General features: G+C 72.5%; 28 protein-coding genes and 1 pseudogene. 6 read left to right on the top strand and 23 right to left on the bottom strand.

The window, feature by feature from the left end; translation table 11 throughout:
* Nucleotides 1–49 precede the first annotated feature (49 nt).
* From phaC to Q8W71_RS14625, 11 genes are all read right to left on the bottom strand, one after another.
* Complete coding sequence (gene phaC / locus Q8W71_RS14575; protein WP_305526102.1) at nt 50–1,174, bottom strand: class III poly(R)-hydroxyalkanoic acid synthase subunit PhaC; 1,125 nt, start codon at nt 1,172–1,174, stop codon at nt 50–52.
* The gene (locus Q8W71_RS14580; protein ID WP_305526103.1) at nt 1,167–2,003 is read right to left on the bottom strand and encodes a poly(R)-hydroxyalkanoic acid synthase subunit PhaE; all 837 of its coding nucleotides are present in this window, start codon (nt 2,001–2,003) and stop codon (nt 1,167–1,169) included. Before Q8W71_RS14580 ends, phaC begins: the two co-directional genes overlap by 8 nt.
* Nucleotides 2,004–2,052: 49 nt before the next feature.
* The gene (locus Q8W71_RS14585; RefSeq protein WP_305526104.1) at nt 2,053–3,228 is read right to left on the bottom strand and encodes an iron-containing alcohol dehydrogenase; all 1,176 of its coding nucleotides are present in this window, start codon (nt 3,226–3,228) and stop codon (nt 2,053–2,055) included.
* Nucleotides 3,229–3,340: 112 nt separating this feature from the next.
* Nucleotides 3,341–4,993, bottom strand: a complete 1,653-nt coding sequence (locus Q8W71_RS14590; protein ID WP_305526105.1) for an acetolactate synthase large subunit — start codon at nt 4,991–4,993, stop codon at nt 3,341–3,343.
* A gap of 336 nt (nt 4,994–5,329) precedes the next feature.
* Entirely contained in the window at nt 5,330–6,268 is a 939-nt protein-coding gene (locus Q8W71_RS14595; protein WP_305526106.1) for a LysR family transcriptional regulator, read from the bottom strand.
* 157 nt (nt 6,269–6,425) lie between these two features.
* Nucleotides 6,426–7,313, bottom strand: coding sequence for a phytoene/squalene synthase family protein (locus Q8W71_RS14600; RefSeq protein ID WP_305526107.1), 888 nt, complete (start codon nt 7,311–7,313; stop codon nt 6,426–6,428).
* Nucleotides 7,313–7,705 carry an Mth938-like domain-containing protein gene (locus Q8W71_RS14605; protein WP_305526108.1) on the bottom strand — a complete coding sequence of 131 codons (393 nt, stop codon included), beginning with the start codon at nt 7,703–7,705 and terminating at the stop codon, nt 7,313–7,315. The genes Q8W71_RS14600 and Q8W71_RS14605 overlap by 1 nt, the downstream gene beginning before the upstream one ends.
* A gap of 54 nt (nt 7,706–7,759) precedes the next feature.
* Nucleotides 7,760–8,701: a protein translocase subunit SecF gene (gene secF, locus Q8W71_RS14610; RefSeq protein ID WP_305526109.1), complete on the bottom strand. Its 942-nt coding sequence runs from the start codon at nt 8,699–8,701 to the stop codon at nt 7,760–7,762.
* Between the two features lie 65 nt (nt 8,702–8,766).
* The gene (gene secD / locus Q8W71_RS14615) at nt 8,767–10,374 is read right to left on the bottom strand and encodes a protein translocase subunit SecD (protein WP_305526110.1); all 1,608 of its coding nucleotides are present in this window, start codon (nt 10,372–10,374) and stop codon (nt 8,767–8,769) included.
* Between the two features lie 71 nt (nt 10,375–10,445).
* The gene (yajC, locus tag Q8W71_RS14620; protein ID WP_305526111.1) at nt 10,446–10,781 is read right to left on the bottom strand and encodes a preprotein translocase subunit YajC; all 336 of its coding nucleotides are present in this window, start codon (nt 10,779–10,781) and stop codon (nt 10,446–10,448) included.
* A 143-nt stretch (nt 10,782–10,924) separates the two neighbouring features.
* The gene (locus Q8W71_RS14625) at nt 10,925–11,806 is read right to left on the bottom strand and encodes an alpha/beta fold hydrolase (protein WP_305526112.1); all 882 of its coding nucleotides are present in this window, start codon (nt 11,804–11,806) and stop codon (nt 10,925–10,927) included.
* Nucleotides 11,807–11,950: 144 nt separating this feature from the next.
* Here Q8W71_RS14625 and Q8W71_RS14630 point away from each other — a divergent pair, with 144 nt between their 5' ends.
* The gene (locus Q8W71_RS14630) at nt 11,951–12,334 is read left to right on the top strand and encodes a YidB family protein (protein ID WP_305526113.1); all 384 of its coding nucleotides are present in this window, start codon (nt 11,951–11,953) and stop codon (nt 12,332–12,334) included.
* 92 nt (nt 12,335–12,426) lie between these two features.
* Here the strand turns inward: Q8W71_RS14630 and Q8W71_RS14635 are convergent, their stop codons facing one another.
* The gene (locus Q8W71_RS14635; protein ID WP_305526114.1) at nt 12,427–13,905 is read right to left on the bottom strand and encodes a peptidoglycan DD-metalloendopeptidase family protein; all 1,479 of its coding nucleotides are present in this window, start codon (nt 13,903–13,905) and stop codon (nt 12,427–12,429) included.
* A 229-nt stretch (nt 13,906–14,134) separates the two neighbouring features.
* On the opposite strand from Q8W71_RS14635, the gene Q8W71_RS14640 reads away from it, so the two are divergent.
* Entirely contained in the window at nt 14,135–14,680 is a 546-nt protein-coding gene (locus Q8W71_RS14640; protein ID WP_305526115.1) for a GNAT family N-acetyltransferase, read from the top strand.
* A 105-nt stretch (nt 14,681–14,785) separates the two neighbouring features.
* Here the strand turns inward: Q8W71_RS14640 and Q8W71_RS14645 are convergent, their stop codons facing one another.
* The 7 genes from Q8W71_RS14645 to Q8W71_RS14670 all read right to left on the bottom strand — a co-directional run bounded on the left by Q8W71_RS14645 (nt 14,786) and on the right by Q8W71_RS14670 (nt 20,232).
* A complete protein-coding gene (locus Q8W71_RS14645; protein ID WP_305526116.1) occupies nt 14,786–16,054 on the bottom strand; it encodes a porin in 1,269 nt (422 codons plus the stop codon).
* 290 nt (nt 16,055–16,344) lie between these two features.
* The gene (locus Q8W71_RS14650; RefSeq protein WP_305526117.1) at nt 16,345–17,199 is read right to left on the bottom strand and encodes a 23S rRNA (adenine(2030)-N(6))-methyltransferase RlmJ; all 855 of its coding nucleotides are present in this window, start codon (nt 17,197–17,199) and stop codon (nt 16,345–16,347) included.
* Nucleotides 17,200–17,263: 64 nt separating this feature from the next.
* A complete protein-coding gene (locus Q8W71_RS14655; RefSeq protein WP_305526118.1) occupies nt 17,264–17,926 on the bottom strand; it encodes a ribonuclease T2 in 663 nt (220 codons plus the stop codon).
* Nucleotides 17,923–18,381 carry a hypothetical protein gene (locus Q8W71_RS14660; protein WP_305526119.1) on the bottom strand — a complete coding sequence of 153 codons (459 nt, stop codon included), beginning with the start codon at nt 18,379–18,381 and terminating at the stop codon, nt 17,923–17,925. Before Q8W71_RS14660 ends, Q8W71_RS14655 begins: the two co-directional genes overlap by 4 nt.
* On the bottom strand, nt 18,348–18,899 hold the full coding sequence (locus Q8W71_RS32905) for a type II toxin-antitoxin system RelE/ParE family toxin (RefSeq protein ID WP_370875414.1): 552 nt from the start codon (nt 18,897–18,899) through the stop codon (nt 18,348–18,350). Before Q8W71_RS32905 ends, Q8W71_RS14660 begins: the two co-directional genes overlap by 34 nt.
* Entirely contained in the window at nt 18,892–19,155 is a 264-nt protein-coding gene (locus tag Q8W71_RS14665; RefSeq protein ID WP_305526120.1) for a type II toxin-antitoxin system ParD family antitoxin, read from the bottom strand. Before Q8W71_RS14665 ends, Q8W71_RS32905 begins: the two co-directional genes overlap by 8 nt.
* Before the next feature lie 60 nt (nt 19,156–19,215).
* Entirely contained in the window at nt 19,216–20,232 is a 1,017-nt protein-coding gene (locus tag Q8W71_RS14670; protein ID WP_305526121.1) for an extensin-like domain-containing protein, read from the bottom strand.
* A gap of 112 nt (nt 20,233–20,344) precedes the next feature.
* Here Q8W71_RS14670 and Q8W71_RS14675 point away from each other — a divergent pair, with 112 nt between their 5' ends.
* Entirely contained in the window at nt 20,345–21,577 is a 1,233-nt protein-coding gene (locus tag Q8W71_RS14675) for an amidase (protein ID WP_305526122.1), read from the top strand.
* A gap of 61 nt (nt 21,578–21,638) precedes the next feature.
* Here the strand turns inward: Q8W71_RS14675 and Q8W71_RS14680 are convergent, their stop codons facing one another.
* Complete coding sequence (locus tag Q8W71_RS14680; protein ID WP_305526123.1) at nt 21,639–22,781, bottom strand: AI-2E family transporter; 1,143 nt, start codon at nt 22,779–22,781, stop codon at nt 21,639–21,641.
* A gap of 142 nt (nt 22,782–22,923) precedes the next feature.
* Between Q8W71_RS14680 and Q8W71_RS14685 the strand changes: the two genes are divergently transcribed.
* Entirely contained in the window at nt 22,924–23,094 is a 171-nt protein-coding gene (locus Q8W71_RS14685; RefSeq protein ID WP_305526124.1) for a hypothetical protein, read from the top strand.
* A gap of 19 nt (nt 23,095–23,113) precedes the next feature.
* On the opposite strand, the gene Q8W71_RS14690 is transcribed toward Q8W71_RS14685, so the two are convergent.
* Nucleotides 23,114–23,470: a hypothetical protein gene (locus Q8W71_RS14690; RefSeq protein WP_305526125.1), complete on the bottom strand. Its 357-nt coding sequence runs from the start codon at nt 23,468–23,470 to the stop codon at nt 23,114–23,116.
* 121 nt (nt 23,471–23,591) lie between these two features.
* On the opposite strand from Q8W71_RS14690, the gene Q8W71_RS14695 reads away from it, so the two are divergent.
* Nucleotides 23,592–23,891, top strand: coding sequence for a hypothetical protein (locus Q8W71_RS14695; protein WP_305526126.1), 300 nt, complete (start codon nt 23,592–23,594; stop codon nt 23,889–23,891).
* Nucleotides 23,892–23,897: 6 nt separating this feature from the next.
* On the opposite strand, the gene Q8W71_RS14700 is transcribed toward Q8W71_RS14695, so the two are convergent.
* Complete coding sequence (locus tag Q8W71_RS14700) at nt 23,898–24,359, bottom strand: molybdenum cofactor biosynthesis protein MoaE (protein ID WP_305526127.1); 462 nt, start codon at nt 24,357–24,359, stop codon at nt 23,898–23,900.
* A 155-nt stretch (nt 24,360–24,514) separates the two neighbouring features.
* On the opposite strand from Q8W71_RS14700, the gene Q8W71_RS14705 reads away from it, so the two are divergent.
* A complete protein-coding gene (locus Q8W71_RS14705) occupies nt 24,515–25,534 on the top strand; it encodes a gamma carbonic anhydrase family protein (protein ID WP_305526128.1) in 1,020 nt (339 codons plus the stop codon).
* 132 nt (nt 25,535–25,666) lie between these two features.
* On the opposite strand, the pseudogene Q8W71_RS14710 reads toward Q8W71_RS14705, so the two are convergent.
* Nucleotides 25,667–26,560, bottom strand: a pseudogene (locus tag Q8W71_RS14710) (IS630 family transposase); the annotation flags it as partial.

The raw sequence follows: 26,560 nt of genomic DNA on the forward strand, positions 1-26,560 counted from the left end.
GCCGGCCGGCGGGTCGGATGTCGGATCGGCCGAAGACTCGGCCGAGGGATCAGCCACGCGCGGCGATCCAGTCACTGATGCCGCTGCCGAGCAGCTTCTGCGCCTTGCCGCCGACGAACACGCCGACGTGCCCCCCCGGCAGGCCGAGTTCCGTGTAGTCCCCGGTGCCGACCTTGCCCCGGAGCGCCTGCGAGGTCGCGGGCGGGATGATGTGGTCGTCCTTGGCGAACACGTTCAGCACCGGGCAGGTGATGTTCTTCAATTCGACCCGGCGGCCGCCCAGCTCGAACGCGCTGTCGACAAGCTTGTTGTCCTGGTAGAGGTCCTTCAGCCACTGCTTGGCCGCCTCGCCGGGATGGTCCGGCCGGTCGGCGATCCACTTCTCCATGCGGAGGAAGTTCAGGAATTTCTTCTTGTCATCCAGCGCGTCGAGCAGGTCGAGGTTGTACTTCGTCATGGTGCGCATCGGCGTCATCATCGAGAACACCGAGCCCATGAACGCGCCGGGCAGCGACCCCTGCGCCTCGATCAGACGGTCCACGTCCTCGGGGCTGAGCGAGCGCATCCAGATGTTGATGAAGCCGTGCCCGGCCCGGTTCTCCGTCTGGTCGGCGTGGAAGTCGATCGGCGTGATGGTCAGCACCATCGCGTTGACCGTCTCGGGGTAGAGGGCGCTGTAGCAGGTGGTGAACACCCCGCCCTCGCAGATGCCGAGCAGGTTGACCTTGTCCCGCTCGGCCCGCTCCTGGATGAACGCGACGCACTCGGCGAGGTAGCCGTCGACGTAGTCGTCGATCGTCACGTAGCGGTCGGCGCGGCTCGGGTTGCCCCAGTCGACCACGTAGAGGTCGAGGCCGGCGTTCAGGAGGTTGCGCACCAGCGAGCGATCCTCCTGGAGGTCCGCCATCGTGTAGCGGCCGATCAGCCCGTAGACGATCAGCACCGGCGGCAGGCCCTTGGACTCGGCGAGTGGCCGGTAGCGGTAGAGGCTGACCTTGTCCTGGCTCCAGACGAGGTCCTTCGGGGTGGTGGCGATCTGCACGTCCTCGTCGCGCACGTCCGAGAACAGCTTGGCGCCGTCCGCCATCCGGCGCCCGAGCGTCCCGGCCTCGGCCAGCATCTCGGCGGGGGTGAGGGCGAGCGGCGCGGCGCCCTTGCGTGTCCCGTCAGCCATGCGCGTCCTCCCGATGTCCGCCGTTCGCCCGTGCCTTCGCCGCGCGGTTCGCCCGGCGCAGGGCGCGGACCTCGCGGCGCAGGTCCGTCAGGCTCTTGTGCACGTCGTCGAGTTCGGCCCGGGTCGGCTGGCCGTAGAGCTCGCTCGCGAAGGCGGCGACCTCCTGCTGGGCGAGCCGGAGGTCGGTGGAGGCCTTGAGCACGTCGCGCTGCGAGGCCAGGAACGCGTCCGAGCGCTGGACCTCCAGGAGCACCGTGTTGGCGGTCTCGATCCAGGCCTGCATCATCTCGCGGGCCGAGGCGAAGCTCTCGCCGCGCGCCGACCGCTCGTTGGTGTCGCGGGCGAAGGTCCCCGCAGCCCGGGTCCAGGCGTCGAGCATCACCGCCTGATGCCCGGCCTGGGCGCGGCGCAGGGCCGTCCAGGCGGTGAACAGGGCGCCGTAGCGGCGCTCGGCCTGCCACAGGTCGGCGAGCTGCGGCCCCTCGGCCATCCGGTTGAGGGCGGCGTCGAACTCGGCGGTGCCGCCGAGCCACGCCTGCGGGTCGAAGATCCGGGCGAGCACCGCCCCCGCGGTCGGGTCGGGGGCGTCGCGGCCGCCGCGCAGGGCGCTGGTCAGCGTCTGGGACAGGGCGGTCGCCGAGGCCCAGGACTGCGCCAGCGCGGTCTGCGCCTCGGCGAGCTTCGCGAAATCGGCCGTGGGCAGTCCGGGCCAGGGAGATCCGGCCTGCCCCGGCGCCATCGCCCGGCTGATCCCGGCGGGATCGAAGAAGGCGGTGCCGGCCCGGGCCCAGAACTCGCCCATCTGCTTGAACGCGTCGAACTGATCCATCCCGGCGCCTCCCTCACCCGTGTCGGGGCCTGCGGCCGACTCCGCTGCGTCAGGCCGCCGGGCGCGCTTGCCCGAGCGCCTCGGTGTAGATCGCGTAGGCGTCGTCGTAGGTGACCTCGCGCGGGTTGTTCACGAGGAGCCGGGTCTGCTTCATCGCGTCCCCCGCCATCCGCTCGAGATCGGAGGACTTGACGCCCACCTCCGACAGCGAGGCCGGCACCTCGCAGTCCCGGCAGATCGCCGCCAGCGCCTCGACGAACTGGGCCGCGGCCTCCGGCACGGGCCGGCCCGCGGCCTCGGGGTCGAGGATCGGCGCGAGTTCGGCGTAGAGATCCTCGGCGTGGCTGAGGTTGAACCGCATCACCCCCATCAGCACCAGGGCGTTCGACAGCCCGTGCGGCACGTGGAAGATCGCGCCCACGGGGTAGGCCAGCGCGTGCACGGCCGCCACCGGGGCGTTGGCGAAGGCCATGCCGGCGAGCATCGAGCCGAGCAGCATGCCGGAGCGCGCCTCGACGTTCCGGCCGTCCGAGCAGGCCGTGCGGATGTTGGCCGAGAGCAGCGCCAGCGCCTGCTTGGCGAGCTGGTCCGAGATCGGGTTCTTCTTGTGCTTGCTGGTGAACGCCTCGATGGCGTGGACCATCGCGTCGATGCCGGTGGCCGCGGTGACCGGGGCGGGCAGGCCCAGCGTCAGCTCGGGGTCGAGCACCGCCCAGTCCGGCAGCAGGCGGGGGGCCACCACGCCCTTCTTCTCGGTGGTCGGCGTGGTGACGATCGAGATCGGCGTCACCTCCGAGCCGGTGCCGGCGGTGGTCGGCACCAGGATCAGCGGCAGCCGGTCGCCCTTGGCGAGCCCGACGCCGTAGATGTCGTCGAGCTTGTCGTCGGACTTGGCGAGGTAGGCGACGAGCTTGGCGGTATCGAGCGCCGAGCCGCCGCCGATCGACAGGACGAGATCTGTGCCGAGCTCCCGCGCGCGGGCGGCGGCGGCCTCGATCACGGTGGAGGGCGGGTCGGCGACCACGTCCTCGTACACGTCGATGGTCACGCCCGCGGCGGCGAGCGCCGCTTCGGCGGACTGCGTCAGGCCGGCGGCGCGCACGCCCTTGTCGGTGACGAGGAGGACACGCTTGGCGCCGAAGCCGGCGACGATGTCGGGCAGCTTCTTGGCGGCGCCGGCCTCGAACAGGACGTTGGGCGTGGTCTGGAAGGTGAACGGGTTCATGCGGCTGTCCTCAAACGTCCGGCCGGGGCGCCCGCCGGTCCGGCATGCGGCGACGGATCGAGCGACGGATGGGAGGCCGCCGCGGGTCTGGCGCCCGCGGCGGCCCGAAACCTCACTCGGCCGGCTCGAAGTCCTTCACCTTGGCGCGCAGCTCGTCGACCAGCACGCGGGTGTTCTCGGAGTAGTCGATCGGCACCGCCACGAGGTGGACGCCGCCGGCCGAGAACGCCTTGTCCAGCGTCGGCACGAGGCTGTCGACCGACTCGATCCGGTGGCCGGTCGCCCCGTAGGACTCGGCGTACTTCACGAAGTCCGGGTTCTTGAACGTCATCCCGTAATCCTGGAACGCGTCCACCGCCTGCTTCCAGCGGATCATCCCGTAGGCCGAGTCGTCCAGCACCACCACGACGAGGTTGAGCCCCAGCCGCACCGCGGTCTCCAGCTCCTGCGAGTTCATCATGAACCCGCCGTCGCCGCACACCGCCATGACGCGCCGCTTCGGGTAGAGCATCGCCGCCATCATCGCGGACGGCAGCCCCGCGCCCATCGTGGCGAGCGCGTTGTCGAGCAGCAGCGTGTTGGCGACGTAGGTGCGGTAGTTCCGCGCGAACCAGATCTTGTACATCCCGTTGTCGAGGCACACGATCCCGTCCTCGGGGATGACCCGGCGCACGTCGCGCACCAGACGCTGCGGCGTGACCGGGAAGCGGTCCTCGCCGGCCCGGTCGGTGATGTGGCTGAGGATGTGGTCGCGCAAGGAGAGCAGCGCGTCGGCGTTCTTGAGCTTGCCGTCGAGCTGGTCGGCCAGCAGCTTCAGGGTCGGGCCGAGGTCGCCCACCACCTCGGCGTCGGGGTAGTACACCTCCTCGACGTTGGCCGGCATGTAGCCGATGTGGACGACCTTCTGGCCCTTCTGGCCCATGAAGAACGGCGGCTTCTCGATCGTGTCGTGGCCGATGGCGATGATCACGTCCGCCCGGTCGATCGCCTCGTGGACGTAGTCGCGCTCGGAGAGCGCCGCCGTGCCCATGTAGAGGTTGGTGCCGCCGGCCACCGTGCCCTTGCCCATCTGGGTGGTGAAGAACGGGATGCCGGTGCGCTGGACGAAGCCGCCGAGCTCGCCCGTGGCCCGGGGCCGGCTGGCGGCGGCGCCCAGCATGATCAGCGGGCGCTCGGCCTTGAGGATCATCGCGGCGGCGCGCTCGATCGCCTTCGGATGGGCGACCGGGATGTCGATCGGGTGCGGGGGCACGAGACCCGCGTCCGCCTCCTCCGAGGCGATGTCCTCGGGCAGCTCCAGCAGCACCGGGCCGGGCCGCTCCTCGGTAGCGACGCGGAAGGCGTCGCGCACGATGGTGGGGATCGAGGAGGCCGAGACGATCTGGCGGGCCATCTTGGTGATCGGCCGCATCGAGCCGATCACGTCGACGATCTGGAACTTGGCCTGCCGGGAGGAGAGGATGCCCTTTTGGCCGGTGATGATGATCATCGGCATGGCGCCGAGATGCGCGTAGGCCGCGCCGGTCGAGAAGTTCAGCGCGCCCGGGCCGAGCGTCGAGAGGCAGACGCCGGGACGGCCGGTCAGCCGGCCGTGGGTGGCGGCCATGAAGCTCGCCGCCTGCTCGTGGCGGGTGAGCACCAGCTCGATCTTCGAGGTGCGCAGGGACTCGACGACGTCGAGGTTCTCCTCGCCGGGGATGCCGAAGATGCGGTCGACGCCCTCGTTCTCCAGCGCTGCGACGAGAAGATCTGATCCTTTGGGCATGTCGGGTCCCTGATGACGGTGCGGGAACTGCACAGAGGCGCGCGCACCGCCATCCGACCCACCGTGCGCCCCGCGGAAGCGATCCGCGCGGCGGGGTGGGAAGACGCGGCGCCTCCCGGATTTCAGGGCGGTTAGATTCCTCCGGCCGCGATCCGGTCAAGGGCCGCGCGGGCCGGATTGTCACAGAGCGCCGCCGCTCTCACCGGCCGTGGGCCGGCCGGCGAGAGCGGCGGCGGGCGGGCGACGCATCCCGAGGCCGGATCCGAATGGCGACTGCACATTCTCGCGAGCGCGCCGGGGCGGCGACCGCGCCCGCCGACCGGCGCGGGGATCCGGTCAGAGCACCCCGAAATCCGGCGCCTCGCCCGCCAGCCGGACCAGCAGGTCGCGCAGCCAGCGGTGGGCGGGGTCGCGGTCGTAGGAGGCGTGCCAGAGCATCGTCACCGCCACGGGATCGAGGTCCACCGGCACCGGGCTGACGCTGAGGCCCAGCGCGCTGGCGAAGGCGGTGGCCAGCCGCGCGTGCATCGTGGCGATCACCGGCGCCGCCCGCACGAGGAACGGCACCACGAGGAAGCGCGGCGTCGTCACCGCCAGTGTCCGCGTCCGGCCGAGCCGGGCCAGGGCGTCGTCGACCACCCCGTGCGCGGTCTCGCGCAGCGAGGTCAGCACGTGCGGGAAGCGCAGGTAGTCGTCGAGCCCGATCGGCGCGTCGAGCCCGACGAGCCCGGCGTTGAACAGCACCACGTAGCTGTCCCGGTAGAGCAGCCGGCGCTTGTGGTGGGCCTGCCCCTCCGTGAAGAAGCCGAGCGCGAGGTCGACCCGGTCGGCGTCGAGTTCCTCCAGGATGCGGGCGGCGTCGACCGAGCGCAGCAGCAGGCGCACCCCAGGGGCGTGGGCGCGCAGATAGGCGATCAGGCGCGGGCCGAGCAGCACCTCGACGCTGTCCGGCAGGCTGACCGTGAAGGTCCGGGCGACGGTGGCCGGGTCGAACCGCTCCTCCCGGTGGACCAGGGCCTGGACCTGCCGGAGCGCCCCCCGCAGCGGCTCGGCCAGCGCCAGCGCCCGCGGGGTCGGGCGCATGCCGTCGGGGGCGCGGGTGAGCAGCTCGTCGTCGAACAGCCGGCGCAGGCGGGCGAGGCTGGCGCTCATCGCCGGCTGGCCGACCCCGACCCGGGCCGCCGCGCGGGTGACGCTGCGCTCCTCCAAGAGCGCGTCGAGGGCGACGAGCAGGTTGAGGTCGAGGCGGGCGAGATCGACGTGATCGATAGCCATGGGCGTCGCAATCTGCCGGGCGCGCCGGCCGAGGCGGTGGCGATCGCCCGGGTGGGGCGACCGGGTCTGCGTCACCGCCCGCCGCCTCGGCGACGCGGTTCGGGAGGCCGATGCGACGGCACCGATCCCGGGGACGGGTGCGGGGCCGACGACCCGCTCAGCCGGTGCGCCGCGCGGCGCGCCACAGGCGCCACAGCCGGCGCCAGCGCGGCAGCTCGACCGCGCTGTTGAGCGGGTCGTAGGCCCCGCGCTCCATCACCGCGAGGTAGGGCTCGACGAGGGCCACCGGCAGGAAGGCGGTGCGCGCCGCCGGGGCGATCGTCGGCCGCGCCGCCTCGTAGGCGGCCAGATGCCGCCGGGCGAGGGCGCGCAGGTCGGCGCAGGCGCCGCGCAGGCCGGGCCCGCCGCGGCCGGTGACGATGTCCTCGCGGGTGACACCGTGCGGGGCGAGCACGTCGGCGGGCAGGTAGACTTGGCCGGCGCGGGCGTGCCAGGGCAGGGCGCGCAGCAGCCCGGTGATGCCGTAGGCCACGCCCGCGTGGCCGGCCGCCGCGGCGCCGCCCGGCTCGGAGCCGCCGCCGATGACGAGGCTCGCCAGCCGGAACAGGGCCGAGGCGGTCTCGCCGCAATAACCCTCCAGATCGCTCACCCGCGGCATCGGATCCTCGTAGAGGTCGAAGACCCGGGCGTCGATCAGGTCGACGAACGGCTGGCGGGTGAGGCGGTTGGCCCGGATCGTCTCCTGCAGCGCCGCCGCGACCGGGTTGGCGCGCACGTCGCCGCGGGCCTCGCCCTGGAGGGCGTCGCGCCACCATTGCAGGCGGATCTCGCCGGCCATCGGGTTCGAGGCGGCCTCGCGAACCCGGGCGACCGTGAGGCTGAAGGCGTAGAGGGCGAACAGGTGCGGCCGGGCCGCGGCCGGGGCGAAAAGGGTGGCGAGGTAGCGGTCGGGGTCGCCCTCCCGCACCAGCGCCTCGCAATGGCCCTGCGCGAAGGCCAGCCCCGTGGCGGGCGCGTCGGCCTTCTCGGTCCGGCCCTCGGCCATCAGGCCACCGCGATCAGGGCGGCGGCGACCTTGCGGTTCTCCGCCACGAGGATGTTGTAGGTGCGCGCCGCCGCCCCCGTCTGCATCACGTCGAGGCCGACGCCGAAGTTCTTAAGCCAGCCGCGCAGCGCCGGGTCGATCGCCGCGATCTCGAGCCCCGTGCCGACGAGCAGCAATTCGATGTCGGCGGCCTCGGCCTGGATCGGGCGCAGGGCGCCCCGGTCGATCTCCCCCGGCGCCGTCGGCACCCAGGCGCGCACCCCCGAGGGCAGCAGCAGGATCGAGCCGCGGTGCGACATCCCGGCGAAGCGGAAACCGCCGTTGCCGTAGGTGTCGATGATGTGCCGGCCCGGGACGAAGCCGGGATCGGGGAGGGCGGCGGGATCGCTCATCGCGCGCCGATCCGGGTGCCGTCCGACGCTACATCCACGACGAACCCCAAAAGACTACTCCGCCGGCTGGGGCACGCCGGAGCGCTCGGCCGCCGCCCGCGCCCCGGACAGCATCAGCCCGAGATAGATCAACACCGGTGTCGAGACGAAGATCGCCGAGTAGGTGCAGATCACGACGCCGCACAGCATCACCACGGCGAAGCCGTTGATCGCCTCGCCGCCGAACAGCACCAGCGCCAGCAGCGACAGCCCGGACGAGATCGAGGTCATCACCGTGCGCGACATGGTCGAGTTGATCGACAGGTTGAGGAGTTCGACCGTCGGGATCGTCTTGTAGCGGCGCATCAGCTCGCGGGTCCGGTCGAACACCACCACCGTCTCGTTGAGCGAGTAGCCGACGATGGTGAGGATCGCGGCGATCGAGGTCATGTTGAACTCGATGCGGGTGATGATGAACACGCCGACCGTGAGCACGATGTCGTGCAGGGTGCCGACGATGGCGCCGAGGGCCAGCTCGCGCTCGAACCGGAACCACAGGTAGAGCAGCACCGCGACCACGGAGAGCACGACGCCCAGCGTGCCCGACTGCACCAGCTCGCCGGAGACGCGGGGGCCGACCGTCTCGGTGCGGCGGAAGTCGTAATCCTTGTCGAAGGCGGCGTGCGCCTTGTTCATCACCGCCGTCTGCCCCTGCTCGCCGGGCTGGAGCGGCAGGCGCACCAGCACGGTGCCCTGGTTGCCGAGTTCCTGCACCTCCGGCTCGCCGAAGCCGAAGCCGGCCGCGGTGTGGCGGATCGTGGCGACGTCGGCGGTGCCGGACTTCGCCTGGAGCTCGACGAGGGTGCCGCCCTTGAAGTCGATGCCGAAGTTCAGCCCGATGGTGAGGAACAGCACCACCGTGACGACCGACAGCACCGCCGAGAGCGGGAAGGTGATCCGCCGGAACCGCATGAAGTCGAAGTGCGATTCGTCGGGCCAGAGACGGAGCAGGCGCATTGTTTTCGGACCTTACGGTCGGGAGGCGGTCGTCGCCCGAGAGGGGCGCTCGGAGCGGCGGGGCCTCAGAAGGGCAGGGCCTTGGGCCGGAACGTCTTGTACCACACGGCGATCATCATCCGGGTCAGCGTCACCGCGGTGATGACGGTCGTCAGGATGCCGAGGATGAACACCACCGCGAAGCCCTTCACCGGGCCGGAGCCCAGGAAGAACAGGATCAGCGCGGCGATCGCCATGGTCGAGTTCGAGTCGATGATCGTCGCGAACGCCCGGTCGAAGCCGGCCTGGAGCGCCGAGACCAGCGAGCGGCCGGCGCGGCTCTCCTCGCGCATGCGCTCGTAGATCAGCACGTTCGAATCGACCGCGGTGCCGATGGTGAGCACGATGCCGGCGATGCCGGGCAGCGTCATCGTCGCCTCCAGCACCGACATCAGGCCGAGGATCAGCCCGACGTGGACGATCAGGGCGATGTTGGCGATGAAGCCGAAGGTCCCGTAGGTGGCGAACATGAAGGTCACGACGAGGCCCGCCGCGACGAGGGTCGCGAGCTTGCCGGCCTCGATCGAGTCGCGCCCGAGGCCCGGCCCGACGACCCGGCGCTCGACCACCGTGAACTTCGCGGGCAGCGCGCCGGCGCGCAGCAGCACCGCGAGGTCGTTGGCCTGCTGGACCGTGAAATTGCCGGTGATCTGGCCCGAGCCGCCGGTGATCGCCGAGCGGATGACTGGGGCGGAGACCACCTCGTTGTCGAGGACGATCGCCATGCGCCGGCCGACGTTCTCCGAGGTCGCCTGCCCGAAGCGTTGCGCGCCGCGCAGGTTGAACTTGAAGCTCACCATCGGCTCGCGCGTCTGCTGGTCGAAGGCCGGCTGCGCGTCGGTCAATTCGCCGCCGTCGGCCATGACGCGGCGCTCCACCGGCACCTTGGCGCCCTTCTCGTCCTTCGAGGGCAGCATGTCGACGTCGCCCGAAGGGCTGTCGGCGAGCATCCGGAACTCGAGCTTGGCGGTGGAGCCCAGCAGCTTCTCCAGCCGCTCGGGGTTCTGCTCGCCCGGCACCTGGATCAGGATGCGGTCCGCGCCCTGCTGCTGGATCGACGGCTCCGTGGTGCCGGTCGAGTCGAGGCGGCGGCGGATGACCTCGATGCCCTGGCTCACCGCGCGCCGCGTGCGGTCGGTGATGCCGGCATCGGTGAGCGTCAGGCGGATCACGCCGCCGGGCTGCTCGGTCACGTCGACGGTGCGCGCGCCGGTCTGTCCGACCAGCGGGCTGGAGATCGGCTGGCTGAGCTCGCGCAGCTTGGGCATCACCTTGGCCCGCGCCGCGTCGTCGGCGATCTTCACCTGCACGCCGCGCGGGAGCAGGCTGATGCCGCCGTCGGCCCGGACGTTCTCCTGCTGGAGCGCGCGGCGCACGTCGTCGCGCAGGGCCTTGGCCTGGGAGGCGATCAGCTCGTTCTGGTCGACTTCCAGCAGGAGCTGGGAGCCGCCCTGGAGGTCGAGACCCAGCACGATCGCCCGGGTCGGCACGATCCAGGCCGGGAACCAGGACGGCAGCGCCGCGACGAAGCCCTTGCGCTGCTCCGGCGAGAAGAAGCTCGGCACGGCGAGCCCGAGGCCGATCAGGATCACGCCCAGCGTCGCGATGATCTTCGCACGAGAGAAGCGCAGCATCGACCGTCTTTTTCTCTTTCAGGCCGGCCCTTTGAGCCGACCCCTTCAACGGATGTCTGAGGGACGCCGGCTCACGCCGCCTTGGCCGGGCCGCCCTTGGCGCGGACCTCGGAGATCATGGAGCGCACGACCTTGACCCGGACGTTCGGGGCGATCTCGACCTCGATCTCGGCGGCGTCGTCGGCCGCCTTCACCACCCGCCCGACGAGGCCGCCGTTGGTGACGACCGTATCGTCGCGGCGCACGCCCTTGATCAGCGCCTGGTGCTCCTTGACCCGCCTCTGCTGCGGCCGCAGGATCAGGAAGTACATGATCACGAAGATCAGGACGAAGGGGATCACCTGGAAGGCGATCTCCGCACCGCCGGCGGCCGCGCCGGCCCCTTGCGCGAAGGCGGGGGTGATCAACGTCTCATCTCCTGCGATTGCGGCGCGGGCCGCCCGCCTCATGCGCGGGGCCCGTCGAAAAGCGCGCGGACTATAGCCAGGGGCTTCCCGAAAGCAACGGCAGCCGGTTGCGGCGGGTCGCCCCGAAGCGCCAGCCGACGCGGTCAGACCAGCGACCGCACCGCCTCGGCGAAGGCCTCGGGCGCCTCCTGCGGCACGTTGTGGCCGATCCCCGGCAGGCGGCGATACGCGTAAGGGCCCGTGAACCGCTCGGCGTCGCCGCGCTCGGATTGCGGCGGGAAGACGCCGCCGTCGCCCCCTTCGAGCACGACCGTCGGCACGCCGATCCGCGGCTGCGGCGCCAGCCGCGCCTCGATCTGCGCGTAGGCGGGATCCCCCGGGACGAGGCCGTAGCGGACCCGGTAGGAGTGGATCACCACGTCGACGAAGTCCGGGTTGTCGAAGGCGGCGGCGCTCGCCGCGAAGGTTTGCGCGTCGAAGGCCCAGTTCGGCGACCATTGCCGCCACAGCAGCCGGGCGATCCCGGCCCGGTCCGCGGTCAGGCCGGCGCGGCCCCGCTCGGACTGGAAGTAGTACTGGTACCACAGCCGACACTCGGCCTCCGGCGCGGCGGGCCGGCCGGACCGGGCGACGTCGTGGATGTTGTAGCCGCTGCCGCAGGTCACGAGCCCCGCCGCGCGCTCCGGCCAGAGGGCGGCGACGACGCAGGCCGCGCGCCCGCCCCAGTCGTAGCCGGCGAGCACTGCCCGCTCGATCCCGAGGGCGTCGAGGAAGGCCAGCAGGTCCGCCCCCAGCGCCGCCTGCTCGCCCGAGCGCGGGGTCGCCGCATCGCGAAACCGCGTCGCGCCGTAGCCGCGCAAGGATGGGATCAGGCAGCGCACGCCCGCGCCCGCTAGGATCTCGCCCGCCGCCGCGCAGGCGTGCGCGGCGTAGGGAAAGCCGTGCAGGAGCACCGCGGGCGGCCCGTCCGGCGGCCCGATCTCGGCATAGGCGACGTCGAGGACGCCGGCGCGGACGCGTTTCATGGAGGCGGCTCCCGTGGGGGGATCGACCCTACACGATCATTCCGCCCGTGCGATCGCGTCGCGCGCGCTTGCCGCCGGGCGTCCCCGCACGATCTTCCGCGCTCGGCTTGGGACCTGTGACGGGAGCGGCGGACGATGGGGCTGATGGACGGAGCGCGGAGCGCGTTCGGGGACGTGGCGGCGGCGACCGAGCGGGCGGTCGCCCGCGCCGGCAGCGGCAAGCTCGCGATGGCCTTCGCCAAATTCTACCCCGACGGCCTGCCGGCCTTCCTCGACCGGCTGCGCGCCGAGGGGCAGGGCGAGGCGGTCGACGCGTGGCTCGGCGGCGACACCGGCCGGTCGGTGCCGGCCGCCGTGATCGCCGCCTGCCTGCCGGAGGCGGTGACCGCGCGCCTCGCCGACGACCTCAGCCTGCCCCCCGGGCGCGTGCCGGTCTCGCTGGCGGAATTCCTGCCCGCGGCAGTGGCCAAGGTCAGCGAGGGCGGGCGGCTGAAGCCGCAGCCGAACTTCAGCACGCAGATCCGCTGAGGGCGCCGGCCGGGACGGCGGCTCCGCCCCCGAACGCGAAACGGCGGCCCGCAGGGGGCCGCCGCTCAGGAACCGGAGAACCTCCGAAACGCTCAGTTGCTGGCGAGTTGGGACATCGGATCGACCGGCGCGCCGCCCTTGCGGATCTCGAAGTGGAGCTGCGGCGAGGTCACGTTGCCCGAGGCGCCGGACTTGGCGATCGTCTGGCCGCGCTTCACCTTCTCGCCGGGCTTCACGTCGATCTCGCCGTTGTGGGCGTAGGCCGAGACGTAGCCGTTGGCGTGGCGCACCAGCACCAGCTTGCCGTAGCCCTTCACGTCGGAACCCGCGTAGGCGACCGTGCCCTCCTCGGCGGCCTTGACCGGCGTGCCCTCGGGCACGGCGATGTTGATGCCCTCGTTGCCGGACGTGCCGTAGCCGGTGATCACCCGGCCCTTGGCCGGCCAGCGGAAGCTCTCCGAGGCGGCCTGCGCGGCCGGGGCGGGCTCGGCCTTCGCCTCCTTCACGGGCTCCCGGGCCGCTTCCTTGACCGGTGCGGGCTTGGCCTTCTCCGCGGCGGCGGCCTGCTTGGCCGCGTCCTTGGCCGCCTCCTTGGCGGCCTTGGCCTCGGCGAGCTTCTGGGCGGCCTCGGCCTTCGCGGCGGATTTGGCAGCCTCCTTGGCCGCTTCCTTAGCCGCTTCCTTGGCCTCGGCGGCGGCCCGGGCCTTCGCCTCGACCTTGGGGTCGGCCTTCGGGTTCGCCTTGTCCGTCTTCGCCTCGGCCGTCCGCTTCTCGGGCTTGCCCTTCTCGTCCGCCTTGGCGGTCTGGCCGGGCCGGACGTGGCGCTTCTTGTCGGCCTCCTTGAGGGCGGCCTCCTTGAGGGCAGCTTCCTTGGCGGCCTTGGCCTCGGCGAGCTTCTGGGCGGCCTCGCGGGCGGCGGTCTCCTTGGCCTCCTTGGCGGCGGCCTCCTTGCGGGCGGCCTCGCGCTTGGCTTCCGTCCGGGCGTCGACCGCCTTGGCATCCTCGCGCCGTTCCTCGGCGGCGCGGGCGGGCCGGGCCGTCATCGGGCCGGCGGCGGGGTTCATGCCGGAGGCGTTGTAGACCGGGATCACGAGCTGGCGCCCGGGGGTGATCTGATTGGCGCTGGAGAGGCCGTTGGCCGAGAGGATCGCCGAGGCCGGCACGCCGAAGCGGGTCGACATCTGGTTCAGGCTGTCGTTCTGCGAGACGGTGATGGTGGTGCCGCCCTGCGCGCTCCAGCCAGGCGCGCCGGTGGCGGCCGTGCGCGTCGCGGCGGCGGGCGTCGTGACCGGGGCCGCGGCCGGGGTCGCGACGGCCGCCGACCGGGTCGGCGCGCCGGGGGCGGGCAGCGCCTCGGACTGGATCCTGCCGGTGCGGATCGCGGGCGCCGGCTTGAGGCCGTCGTCCGGCAGGCTGCCGGTGGCGGCCGGCTCCGACGAGAACGGATTCGAGAACGGGTTGCTCAGACGCGAGGCGTCCGAGGAGCAGGCGGCCGCGCCCCCGCCGATGATCCCGATGAGGGCGAACCGCGACAGCGTCCGCAACCCCCGCCCAGCTCCGCGCACCCGCATCGACGCACCCGTCTGCCCAACGCAACCCGATGCCCGAATGAAGCCGGATTCAGGTTAAGCAACCGTTCCCGTTCACCACGTTCGCGCGCGGACCGGCGCCCCCACGGGGCCGCGCCGACGCGGATGGCCGGGAACCGCTTCGACGCCCCGGCCGCCGCGGTGCACCGAGGCGTCCCGCCGCGCGGGCTTCGTGCCTTCCCGGGGCCGGGGGCGACCCCACATCCGCGGGATGTTGTTCGGCCGCGCCCCCCGCGACAGCCTCGCCGACCTGCCGCCGCTCGCGACCGCGCGCCTGTCGATCCGGGGGCTGGCGCCCGGGGACGCCGACGCCCTGCGCCGCCTGACCGACGACCCGGCGATCACCGGAGCGGTCGATTTCCTGCCCGCGCCGTTCACCCTCCAGGACGCGCACGACCTGATCCGCGGCGGCGCCCGCGCGCAGGACCGCTTCCTCGGGATCTGGACACGTGAAGCGGGTGCGCCGGCGCTCGTCGGGGTGGTCGGCGCCCACCTGCGCGGGCCGGGCACGATCGAGATCGGCACCTGGATCGGCGGCGCGGCGCGGGGGCGGGGCCTCGCCTTCGAGGCGGTGTCCGCCCTCCTCGCGCTGCTCGCGCGCCGCTTCCCGGCGCGCGCGGTGGTGGCCGAGTGCCGCCCCGGCAACGTCGCCTCCTGGGGCCTGCTGCGCAAGCTCGGCTTCCGCGACACCGGCGAGGACGGCCACCGCCCCGGGCGCCGGGTGCTGCGGCTTGAAGCAGGCGGCGGACAGGGCTGATCCCGGGCCAGAACGCCGGCCCGGACCCAGAAAAAAGCCGTCCGGGATCGCGCGATCCCGGACGGCTCGGTCCGTGCGGTGCCGCCCCGGGGGGCGGCGCGGGCCTCAGAAGGTGATGCCCGTCTCGATCATGTACCGGTCCTGCGTGGTGCGGTTGCCGGTGCGGCCGAAGCCGGTGCCGAGGGTGCCCTCGGCGATGTTGCCGCGGGTGATGCCGCCGAGTTCGACGTGGGCGTATTCGAGCCGCAGGAAGTAGCGATCGAAGGTGAAGGTCGGCGTCACGGTGACCGAGAACGCGTTGCTGCCCGCGCCGAAGCCCAGCAGGTTGGTGGTGCCCGAGCCGCGCACGCCCGTCTGCTCGATGTACTCGACGCGTCCGGCCAGGGCGAAGTTCTCGTTGAAGCTGTAGGCCGCGAGCAGCGCGCCGCCGTAGGTCGAGGCGCCGGTGAGGATGCCCACCCGCGGGTCGCGCTCGACGTTGGTGAACTGGAAGTACGGCTGGATGATCCACGGGCCGTTCGAGTAGGTGTAGTTGACGCTGAGGATGCCCGAGTTCTGCTGGAGGTTCGGCGTCGCGTACTGGTAGCGCAGGCTGCGGTCGAGGGCGTTGGTGCGGTCGAGGTTGAGGCCGCCGTTGATGCCGATCGTGTTGAAGTCGTCGAGCTTGTAGGTGACCGCGCCGGTGAACCACGAGATCTGGTTGGAGAAGAAGCCGTCGGTGCCGGCCACCGAGACCGCCCACGGCCCGTCCGCCCAGTTGAGCTGGACGCCCTGGTTGATGAAGTTCTCCTGCACGAACAGCAGGCCGCGGTTGATGTTCAGGTTCTGGTAGGTGAACAGCAGCTCGGTGCCGATCAGGGTGAACATCCGGCCGCCCTGGATCGACCAGTTGTCGTTGATCTGGATCTTGCCGAAGGCGACCGGGACCGGGCCGAACAGGAGGTCGGTCTGGTTGAGCGTGCCGAAGATCGGGAAGCCGAGCTGCGGGATCGAGTAGGCGCCGGCCTGGACGTAGAACTGGAACGCGCCCTCCGGCTTCTGGATGATGCCGTGGACGTTGGTGAAGTCGACCCGCGCGGCCCGGTCCGGGGCGTCGCCCGGGGGCACGAGGAAGTTCTGCGGGAACGGGTTGGTCTGGGTGTAGGCGTAGCCCGAGATCGCGCCGCCGACGTAGATGTCGCCGAGCGGGCCGGCCGAGAAGCAGGTCGGGTTCGGGTTGGCCTTGATCACGCCGCCGAAGGTCGGGCCGAGCAGCGTCGCCTTGCACGGCTCGACCGGGACTGGGGCAGGGGCGGGGGCCATGTCGGCCGCGAGCACGCTGGTGGAGGTGAGCAGCGCGGTCGCCAGACCGGCCAGGGTGGAACGCTTCGGCATGATCTCGCAGCTCGGTTCGGACTATCCACGGCCAAGCTGACATCGCTCGTCGAATGACACAAAATCAAAGAATCAGCACTTGCACACATTATGGGCAGAGTTGCGCGTCTCACCGCCGCTCGTAAACTGTTGTGGCATTCGCGCCACAAACACATCCCGGGCCGGCGCCGAAGACTGGGGAACGACCGTCGTCGCGGGTCTCACCGCGGCGCATGCGGCTTCGACCTGACGGCTCGCCGCGCCGCCCATCCGCGCGAGCGGCGCTTGCGCGGACTCGGACCGGCGCCGACTCAGGTCGGCGGCGCGCCGAGCGGATCGCAGCGGAAGCCGCCGAACCCGCCCCGGGCCAGCCGCCCGGCGAGCGCCGGCAGGACCGCCAGCATCTCCGCCTCCAGCCGCCAGGGCGGATTGACGACGATCAATCCGCTGCCGTTCAGCCGGGTCGGGTCGTCCGGCCGGTCGATCAGCAGGTCGAGGCGCAGGGCCGGGCGGTCGAGGCCGGCGCCGAGATCGGCCGCCATCCGGTCGATCGCCGCCATGTCTTTGATCGGGTACCACGCGAGGAAGATCCCCGTCGGCCACTTGGCGACCGCCCGGGCCAGGGCGGTGCCGAGCCGCCCGACCTCGCCCGGCACCTCGTAGGGCGGGTCGATCAGCACGAGCCCGCGCCGCTCCTGCGGCGGCATCTGGGCGTTCACCGCGGTCCAGCCGTCGAGCTGCATCACCTTCACCCGGCGGTCGCGCGCGAAATGCCCCCTGAGCACCTCTGCGTCGGCCGGGTGCAGTTCCACGAACACGCCCCGGTCCCCCGGCCGCAGCGCCTCGCGGATCAGGGCCGGCGAGCCGGGATAGATCCGCTCCGATCCCGCGCGGGCCTGCACGGCCGCCACCGCCGCGCGGTAGGGGGCGAGCACCGCCTCGACGGCCGGGTCGAACGGAGCACTGAGCCGGCCCCAGCCCTCCAGCCACTCGCCGGTGCGCCGGGCCTCGTCGGCGTCGAGGTCGTAGACCCCGAGCCCGGCGAAGGCGTCGAGCGCCCGGAACGGCTTGTCCTTGAGGGCGAGGTGGGCGAGCACGCGGGTCAGCACGAGGTGCTTGAGCACGTCGGCGTGGTTGCCCGCGTGGAAGGCGTGCCGGTAGTTCATGGCAGCCGGTCAACCGGATCGACTCGCCCCCGTCCAGCCGGGGTCCCGTGAAAGTCCGAAAAAATCAGCGAGCGGCGTCGAGGGCGATCTCGGGGGCGCGGCAATTGCCGCGGGCGACCTCGGGGCAGGGGGTGAAGCCGCGCAGGTCCTTCGAGAAGCAGATCCGCACCTCGGTCAGCCGGCCGCGGGCGCAGGCCACCGCCATCATGTCGGGCCGCAGGCCGCGGTTGGCGGTGACGAACTGGCGGGCGATCTCGATCGGGGCGAGCGTCTGGCCGCCGGTCTTCAGCCCGTCGGGGATCGTGACCGCGGACCGGGCGTCGCGGGCGGCGGCGAAGTAGGCGGCCGGGTCGAGGCCGGAGCAGGTGCCGTGCTTGCGCCACTCGTAGCGGGCCAGCCCCTCGCTCGGGAAGACCTGCCCCGCCACCTCCAGCGCCTGCCGGCTGACCGGGCGGGGATAGGCGCCGCAATTCTCCGGGTAGCCGCGGGCGTATTGCGGCCACAGCCCGTGCACGACGAAGCCGAGCCCCCGTCCCGGGGCGCACTGCGCCTCGTCGCGGCGCTCGCCCGCCCCCGCGCAGTAGGTCGGCGACCAGGACAGGGCGAGGACGTAGAAGTCGAAATCGCCGGGCTCCGCCTTGCGGCCGAAGCCGCCGTAATCCTGCGCCGCGGCCGCCCCGGCACCGGCCAGGAACGCCGCGGCGGCCAGGGCGGCGGCCCGCCTCACGGCCGGGCCATGCGGCAGGCCGTGGCGTAGGCGTAGGCGAGGTCGCGGTCGAGGCCGTGCACGCAGAACTCGACGCCCCAGGTGGCGCCGATGATGCCGAGGCTCTCGCGCACCGAGTAGTCGACCTTGCGGCGCAGGCCGTCCGAGGTGGTGGCGACCGCGGTGCAGAACCGGCGCGGGTAGGTGTCGAGGCCCCAGGGCCGCCACGCGGTGCGCTCGATCGAGTCGAACGACCGGATGGTCATCGACGAGTTCCAGAACTTCGCCTCCTTCTCGGCGAAGTTGGTGGCGACCCGCTCCAGCACATTCGGGTCCTGGCAGCCGGGGATCTGCGCGTCGAAGGGGAAGATGCGCTCCTCGGCCGGCTCGATGTCCTCCCGCGCCGAGCGGGCGAGCGCCGGGTCGAGCGCGCCGAGAAGCGTCAGGGCGGCGAGGCCGAGGCGGAACGCGCGCATGCTGTGGCTCCTGTCCTGCATCGCGCGACGATGGCCGGCGCCCGGCGCCAGTCAAGCAGCGGCGCGACCTGGGCGATGTTTTGGGCGAGTGGTGCGGCGCAGCGGCCACGGTCGCATGTCAATGCCTCGTTCGCCGGGATACAGCTCGCCGTGTCCGACCACGTCGAACCGTGGCGTCGATTGCGGGCGCGATGCGTCTCGCGCGCCCAAGGGCAGCGACTCAGGTCTGAAAGTCGTCCGAAGCAAGGCCCAAGTAGCGACAACGCACACGTATCAGATCGATGCCCCCGCGCATCGGTACTGTAGAACAAGATGTAGTTCCCGACGGGGAAACTTCGGAGTCTTTCGGCGAGTTCGGGACGCTCGCGCCCCAGCATCGGGCGATCGGACAGCAGGCTGAGCGTCGTTTTCATCCGCTCAAGCAGGGTGGTCGCCGCGATCTCATTTTCATCGGCGACATACGTCCAGATCGCGACGAGGTCGTCGCGGGCGCGAGGCCGACGCCTGATCCTACCCACGCTCGCGGGCGGCCCGGCGTCGTTTGGCCTCGGCGATGATCTCCGCCATGTCGAACGGCTCGGGCGGTCCGCTCTCCAAGCCCTCGCGGATATCCTGGCGCAGGGCTTCGAGCTTGGCCGCGCGCACCTGCTCCCGCTCCCCCACGAGTCGGAGGCCGTCGCGCACCACCTCGCTCGCCGAAGCGTAACGTCCGCTCGCCACCAGTTCGCGCACGAAACGCTCGTCGTGCTCGCCCAGGGTATAGCTCGACGGCATGGCTTCCTCGCAGGGCTGCGAAACTATCACTTGATGATAGCCTTGGAAGGGAGCCCCGCCTCAGTAGATCGGTCCCCCCACCGCCGGCGGAGGCGCCCCGAGCTGGAGCGGCTCGTCGTACGCCTCCCCGGCGGGCTCCGCAGCGTCGGCGATCTGCGGGGCGGGGCGGGGCGCGGGGCGCGCGGCCGGCGCGGCCCGGGGCGGGACCGAGGCGTAGGCCGACGCCGCGGACACCCGCGCCGGGGCGCGGGCGACCTGCGCCGCGCCCGGCGCCCGCGCGGTCGGGCTGAGGCCGTAGGGATCGTCCTCCTCGATGTCGACCGGCGCCTGCGGCGGCGCCGGCTGGCGCGGCGGCGGCAGGGGGCGCGACAGGGGCCGCTCGCCGCCCGCCCCGAGCTGGGGCGTGAACTTGATCATCGGCTGGCAGATGCGCCGCAGGCCGCGGGGATCGTGCCGGGCGAGGTCCACGTGGATGTGGTCGTAGTGGAACACGTTCGAGCCCGGCGCCAGCACCGTCGTGAAGCGCTGGCACGCCCCCAGGAAGACCTCGCGCAGGAACCCCTGCTCGGCCTCGGTGCCGCGCCAGCCGCCCTTCACGGTGATCACGTGGCCGTCGGCCAGCTTGAAGGACATGATGTCGAGGGCGTTGCCGAAGCCGTGCTCGGAGAGCTTGGCGCCCGGCTGGTTGTTGCGCCCGCGGCAGGCATAGGTGCCGGCGTTGATCTCGGCCACGGCCACGCCGAAGTAGAGCTCGGCGGCGGGCTGGATCGTGTCGGCGAGCCACGCCTCGGCCTCGGCGAGCGCCGGGCAGCCGAGCGTCATGCGCTGCTTGAGCATCACCGTGCCGCCCGCGAGCCGCGTCACCCGGAACGGCTGCTGCATGCCGCAGGGGCCCGGGCCGTCGATCGCCGCCACGGCGGTGACGTACTCGGTGGTCTGGACGAGCTTCTTGGCGAGGCAGATCTGCTCGGCCTGGTCGCGCCACGGCTCGCGCCGCTCGAACCGGTTGACCGAGCAGGCCGTGAGCCCCGCGCCGAACAGCGCCAGGGCGGAGAACGCGAGAACGCTACGCCGCATGATCCGGACGATGCGCGCGATCCCGTAAAGCCTTCGTCAACGCCGTTTCGCGTTCGCCGCCCCGCGTTGACGCCGTGTTGACAGGCGCGCCCCATCCCCGGCTGATGGCGGGATGCAATCCCTGATCGACATCCGCGCCCGCATCTCTGCCGGCACCCTGACGCCCGCCGGCGCGCTCGACCTGTGCCGGGAGGCGATCGCCGCCCGCGAGCCGGCGCTCAAGGCCTTCGTCGCCATCGACGCGGCCCCCGCGATCCCGGAGAGCGGGCCGCTCGCCGGGATCGCGGTGGGGGTGAAGGACATCATCGACACCGCCGACCTGCCCACACAGATGGGCTCGGCGATCTATGAGGGCTGGCGGCCGCGGGCCGACGCGGCGGTGGTGGCGCGGCTGAGAGCGCTCGGCGCTGTGGTGCTGGCCAAGACCACGACCACCGCCTTCGCGAGCCTCGACCCGACGCAGACCCGCAACCCGCACGATCCCGGCCACACCCCCGGCGGCTCCTCGGCGGGCTCGGCCGCCGCGGTCGGGGCCGGCCTGATGCCGCTGGCGCTCGGCACCCAGACCGGCGGCTCGGTGATCCGCCCCGCGAGCTTCTGCGGCTGCGCGGCGATCAAGCCCTCGTTCCGGCTGATCCCGACGACCGGCGTGAAGACCTATTCCTGGGCGCTGGACACGGTCGGCCTGTTCGCGGCCGGCGTCGGCGACCTCGCCTACGCGCTCGCGGCGCTCACCGGCCGCGCGGGCATCACCGCGCCCGCGACGGCCTCGAACCCCCGCATCGCCGTCGTCCGGCAGGACTTCGCGCAGGCCCCCGGGCCCGAATCGGTCGAGGCCCTGGAGCGGGCTCGCGCCGCCGCTGAGGCCGCGGGGGCCACGGTGTTCGACCTCACGCTGCCGCCGGAACTGGCGAGCGCCTGGGAACGCCACGCGACCATCCAGGATTTCGAGGCCCGGCAGGCGCTCGCCTGGGAGTACGACCGGCACCGGGACCGCCTCGCACCGCTCGTCCGGGGCCATCTCGACGCGGGCGCGGCGATCACGCCGGCCGCCTACGACGACGCCCGTCGGCACGCCCACCGTGCCCGGCGCCTGCTCAAGGACCTGTTCGCGGAGTTCGACGCGATCCTAACCTACTCCGCCCCCGGCCCGGCCCCGGAGACGCTCGCCTCCACCGGCGACGCCCGCTTCAACCGGCTGTGGACCCTGATGGGCGTGCCCTGCGTGAACGTCCCGGTCCCGGGCTTCCGCCTGCCGGTCGGCGTGCAGGTGATCGGCCGGTTCGGCGACGACGGGCGGGCGCTCGCCGTGGCGGCCCTGGTCGAGGGGGCCCTGCGGGGCTGAGACCGAAAGAACCGGGCTCCACCCGGACCCGCCGAAGGGACCCGTCCCTTCGGGATCCCCGCTATGAATCCGGCTGCTCGCCGAGCGTGTCCTCCACGTAGAGCTGCTCCAGCAGCACCTTGATGACGGCGAGCAGCGGCAGCGCCAGGGCGATGCCCCAGAGACCGAAGATCACGCCGAGGATGAGCTGGCCGGCGAAGATCGTGGCGGGGGGGATGTCGAGCGCCCGCTTCTGGATGAACGGCGTCAGGCCGTAGCTCTCCAGGCACTGCACCGCGAGGTAGACGCCCAGCGCCCCGAGCAGCGCCTTGGTGCCGGAGGCCAGAGCCGCGAGCAGGATGACGAGGCCGGCGACCAGCGGCCCCACCGTCGGCACGAAGGCGAGCAGTCCCGCCTGGAGCCCGAGGATCAGCGAGCCGCCGATCCCCAGGAAGGCGAGCCCCGCCCAGGTACACAGGAAGATCACCGTCATGGTCACGAGCTGGCCGAACAGCCAGTGCCGCAGGGTCTCGCCCGCCCCGTCGAGCACCTGCGCCGCCCGCCAGCGCTTGCGCGGCGGCACGAAGCGGACCGCCCCGTCCCGGTAGCTCTTGGGATCGGCGGCGAAGGCGAGCCCGAGGAACACGATCACCAGCAGGTTGCCCAGCGCGTCGAACACCCCGAGGATCACGGTCGCCGCCGGCCCCAGGACGCTGCCCGCGTCCGAGAGCACCGAGCCGGACCCCTTGAGCAGCCCCGAGGCGAGGCCGCCCAGGCCCCCCTCCTGCTGGCCGGGCTCGCGGCCGGAATGGCCGTCCCCGGGCTTGGCCAGGATCGGGACGTCGATGCCCCGCTGCGAGAGCCAGCCGTTCACCGCGTCGGCCTGGGCCTTGATCGTGCCCCCGAGATCGCGGCTCTGCTGCACGACCGTGGCGCTGCCGTAGACGGCGAACCCGACCCCGAGCGCCGCCACCGCGACGCTCGCCAGCGTCAGCCGCAGGCCGCGGGGCAGCGGCAGCACCCGCCCGAGCCCGCGCGTCAGCCCGTCGAGGAACACCCCGAGCAGCACCCCGGCGAAGATCAGCAGCAGCGTGCCCGCCGACATCCAGGCGAGCGCGAGTGCCGCCACGAAGCACACCACCGCGATGCCCGATCCGGCGAGCGGCGCTGCGCCCCGCCACGGCCCCACCGGGCCGGACAGGTCGTTCTCTCGGCTCTGCGTCATTCCGGCTCCTCGGGTCGCGGCGCTCCTCGAACGCCGCCGGCCGGGCGCGGTCAAGCCCGGGGGCGAACGGGGCGAGACAAAAGCGCCCCTCGCGCGTTGACAGCGTCGCCGCCCGGAAGCGGCTGCAGCGCAGGAGAGAGGGATGGCCATGCACGACACCGCCCACGGGACGCCCCATGGGTCCGCCTACGTCCAGTCCCTCGGTCCGGGCCAGACCGTCGACACGGGCGATCAGGTCAGCAGCGTCGTCCTGCTCGGCATCGCGGTCGTCGGCAGCACCGTGGCGGTGTTCCTGAACGCGCTGGTGACCTGACCGGTCCGGGGCGCGCCGCCTACCGCGCCACGAACACGCCCGGGATCACCGTGCCGGTCGGCCCGAACATCGTTTGCGCCCGCTCGCAGCTCGCCGTCGGATCCTTCCGATAGGCGTCGATGTAGCCCTGGGCGCGCAGGCGCAGTTCGCCCTGCTCCAGGTCCTTCATCCCCACGCCGAGCGCCTCCACGGCGGACCGCAGGCGCTCGGTGTCGGTGCGGATGCCCGTGCACGCCATGTTCACGAAGCCGGCGAGCCCGGCGAGCTTCGCCGCGCTGTTGCGCGCGTCGGGCGCGGCCGGCGCGTCGGGGACGGCCTGGGCCGACGCCGCGACGCAGGCGGCCAGGAGTACGACCAAGCCCAGGGATATCCGCATCGCGATCGTCGCCCTCCCGACAGATGAAGCGATCCTCCGCCGCAGTCTCTTCGCGCCGGCATCTCGCTCGGCGCCATCCCTATCCTATCTGGCGCCCTGAAACCAAGGTGGAGGCGGCGCGATGATCCGGATTATTACTGGAGTCTTATTAACTTTTGCCGCCGTTACGCCCGCCCCTGCGGCGACGCGGCTGACGCTCGACGACAAGGCCTCGGTCTGGCCGCGCGCCGCCATGGACGCGAAGATCGACTTCACGGACCGGATGGGCCGGGCGATGCGCGCGCTCTCGCCGGACCTCGACAACCGCTACTTCATGCGCTGCCTGGAGGAGACCGCCAATATCGGCGACACCAAGGACCTGACCCTCAACGACATGGTCCGGACCTGCGTGTCGCTGCACGGGAGCGGCGCCCCCGAGTAGGGGCCGTCAGGCCCAGCGCCCGGCGGCGGCATCGTCCGCCTCAGTCGCCTCGACCCAGCCCCCCGTGGTGCCGTCGGCGCGGTGCTCGCGCTTCCAGAACGGCGCCCGGGTCTTGAGGTAGTCCATCAGGAAGCTCGCGCCCTCGAAGGCGGCGACGCGGTGGCTCGACGCGGTGACCACCAGCACGATCCCGTCCCCCGGGGCGACTCGGCCGTGCCGGTGGATCACCCGCACCGCCTGGAGCGGCCAGCGCGCAGCCGCCTCCTCGGCGACGCGAAGAATCTCGGACTCGGCCATGCCGGGGTAGTGCTCCAGCTCCAGCGCCGCGAGCCGCCCGCCCTCGTCCCGGCACAGGCCGGTGAAGGTGACGACGGCGCCCGCCCGGCCGGCCAGCGCGGCCTCGATCCGGGCGATCTCGGCGCCGGGTTCGAAGGGCTCGGCCTGGATCGAGACGCTCGGCGCGGTCATGCGGCCTCCGGCGGCACGGGCGGCGCGGGCCCCGCGCCTGACACACCCGGCCGCGCCCTATATGGCACGCGGGATCGCGCCTCGCCGCCCCGCGGTTGAGGTGCGACGTTCGGACGGCAGCCCCCGCCGCCCGCGCGACGAGCCGCGGAGCCCGCATGAGTCCCGACCTGACCCTGCCCTACGACGGGCACGCCCCGGACTTCGCGAGCCGGCCGGTCTGGTGCGGCCGGGGCAGCACGGTGATCGGCGCGGTCCGGGTCGGCGCGCAGGCCTGGATCGGCGACGCGGCTGTGATCCGCGCCGACGGGGAGGCCGTGACGCTGGGCGACCGCTTCTGGCTCGGCCACCGCTCGACGGTGCACATCGCCACCGCCACGCGGGGGACGGTCTGCGGCGACCGGGTGAGCGTCGGGCGCAACAGCGTCGTCCACGCCTGCACGGTCGGCTCGGACGTGGTGATCGAGGACGACGTGGTGATCCTCGATCACGCCGAGATCGGCGACGGCGCGGTGATCGAGGCGGGCGCGACCGTGTTCCCGCGCGCCCGGCTGGCGGGGGGCTTCGTCTACGCCGGCAGCCCGGCGCGGCCGCGGGGCGCCCTCACCCTCGCGGAGGCGGCCGAGCGCGGCGAGCGCCTGCGCGAGCGGGCGGGGGAGGGGGAGGCGCCGGAGCCGGGCGACCCGGTCCAGGTCGAGGACGGCGTCTACGTCGCCCGCAACGCCCGGCTGCGGGGCCGCGTGGGCCTCGGCTCGGGTGCCAGCGTGCTGTTCTGCTGCGCCCTCGACGCCGAGGTCGGGCCGATCGTGGTCGGCGCCGACACCAACATCCAGGACAACACCGTGATCCGCACCCGCGGCGCCGGGGTGGTGATCGGCCGCGACGCGTCGATCGCCCACAACGTGCGGATCGCCGATTGCCGCATCGGCGCGCGCACCCTGATCGGCATCGGCGCGACGATCGCCCCCGGCACGCTGATCGCCGACGACGTGATGCTCGCCGCGGGCGCGGCGACCGACCCGGGCCAGATCCTCGAATCCGGCTATCTCTGGGGCGGGCGCCCGGCGCGGATCCTCGCCCCCCTCGACGCCGAGCGGCGCCTGATGATGACCCGCATCGTCGAGGCCTACAGCCGCCACGGGCGGGAGTACCGGCAGGCGGAGGCCGAGCTGGGCTGAGAGCCCGTCGCCCTGATACGGTTTCCGGTTGAGGGGCTCGCGCTCACCGCCTCCGTCCTTGCGAGCGCAGCGAAGCGATCCAGCAGTGCGACGGTCTGATACCAGCGGCGGCTGCATCTGATACCAATGGCCCTAGATGTTGACCTGTGCCCAGTCACGCGAGGTCATGGATGTAACGAGGTCTGGGTCGTTGGCGAAGAAGTTCCAAGCGTCGCAGCAGGCGTCGACGATCTGTCGGTAGTCGCGGTCGGTAGTCGCGGAAGACCCGGTTGGCGAGCTTGTTCTGGCGCAGGTACTGCCAGACCAGCTCCATCGGGTTCAGCTCGGGCGATGAGGCCGGCAGGTGGAGCAACGTGATGGTGTCCGGGACCACCAGGCCACGCGGTCGGCGCGTCTTGGCGGTGCCGTGATAGCCGGCACCGTCCAGAACCAGGATCGCGTGCGCGCCGGGCGCGACCTGCTTGCTGATCTCAGCCAGATGCAGCGACATCATCGTGGTGTTGACCGTCGGCAGCACCAGGGCCGCGCTGGTGCCGCGCGCTGGGCAGGCCGCCCCGAACACATACGTCCACTTGTAGCGTTGGTCGCGCGGCGCCCGCGGGCGCGTGCCCTTGCGCGCCCAGACCCGCGTCAGCGTGCCCTGCTGGCCGACGCGCGCCTCGTCCTGGAACCAGATCTCGAGCGGCTTGTCGCGGGCGGGCTCGGGCAGGATCTCCGCCACGCGCGCGGCGAAGTTTTTTTAAAAGCCTGCTGGGTCTCGTCGGTGGCCTTGGGATGCTGCGGGCGCACCGACAGCCGCACGAAGCCCAGTGCCGCCAGGTGCTTGCCGACCGTGCGCTCGTGCATCTCGACCCCGAACAACTCCTTGATCCGCGCCTGCAGGTCGACCCGGCGCCAGCGCACGACGCCATCCTTGTCGACGTCCGGCCCCGCCTCGACCAGGGCCGCCAGTTGCTGCTTCTGCTCGGGCGTCAGCTTGGCGGAGCGGCCCGGTGCCTGGCGGTCGCGCAGACCCGCCAGCCCCTC

This window comes from Methylobacterium amylolyticum (genome assembly GCF_030700245.1).
GTDB lineage: Bacteria > Pseudomonadota > Alphaproteobacteria > Rhizobiales > Beijerinckiaceae > Methylobacterium.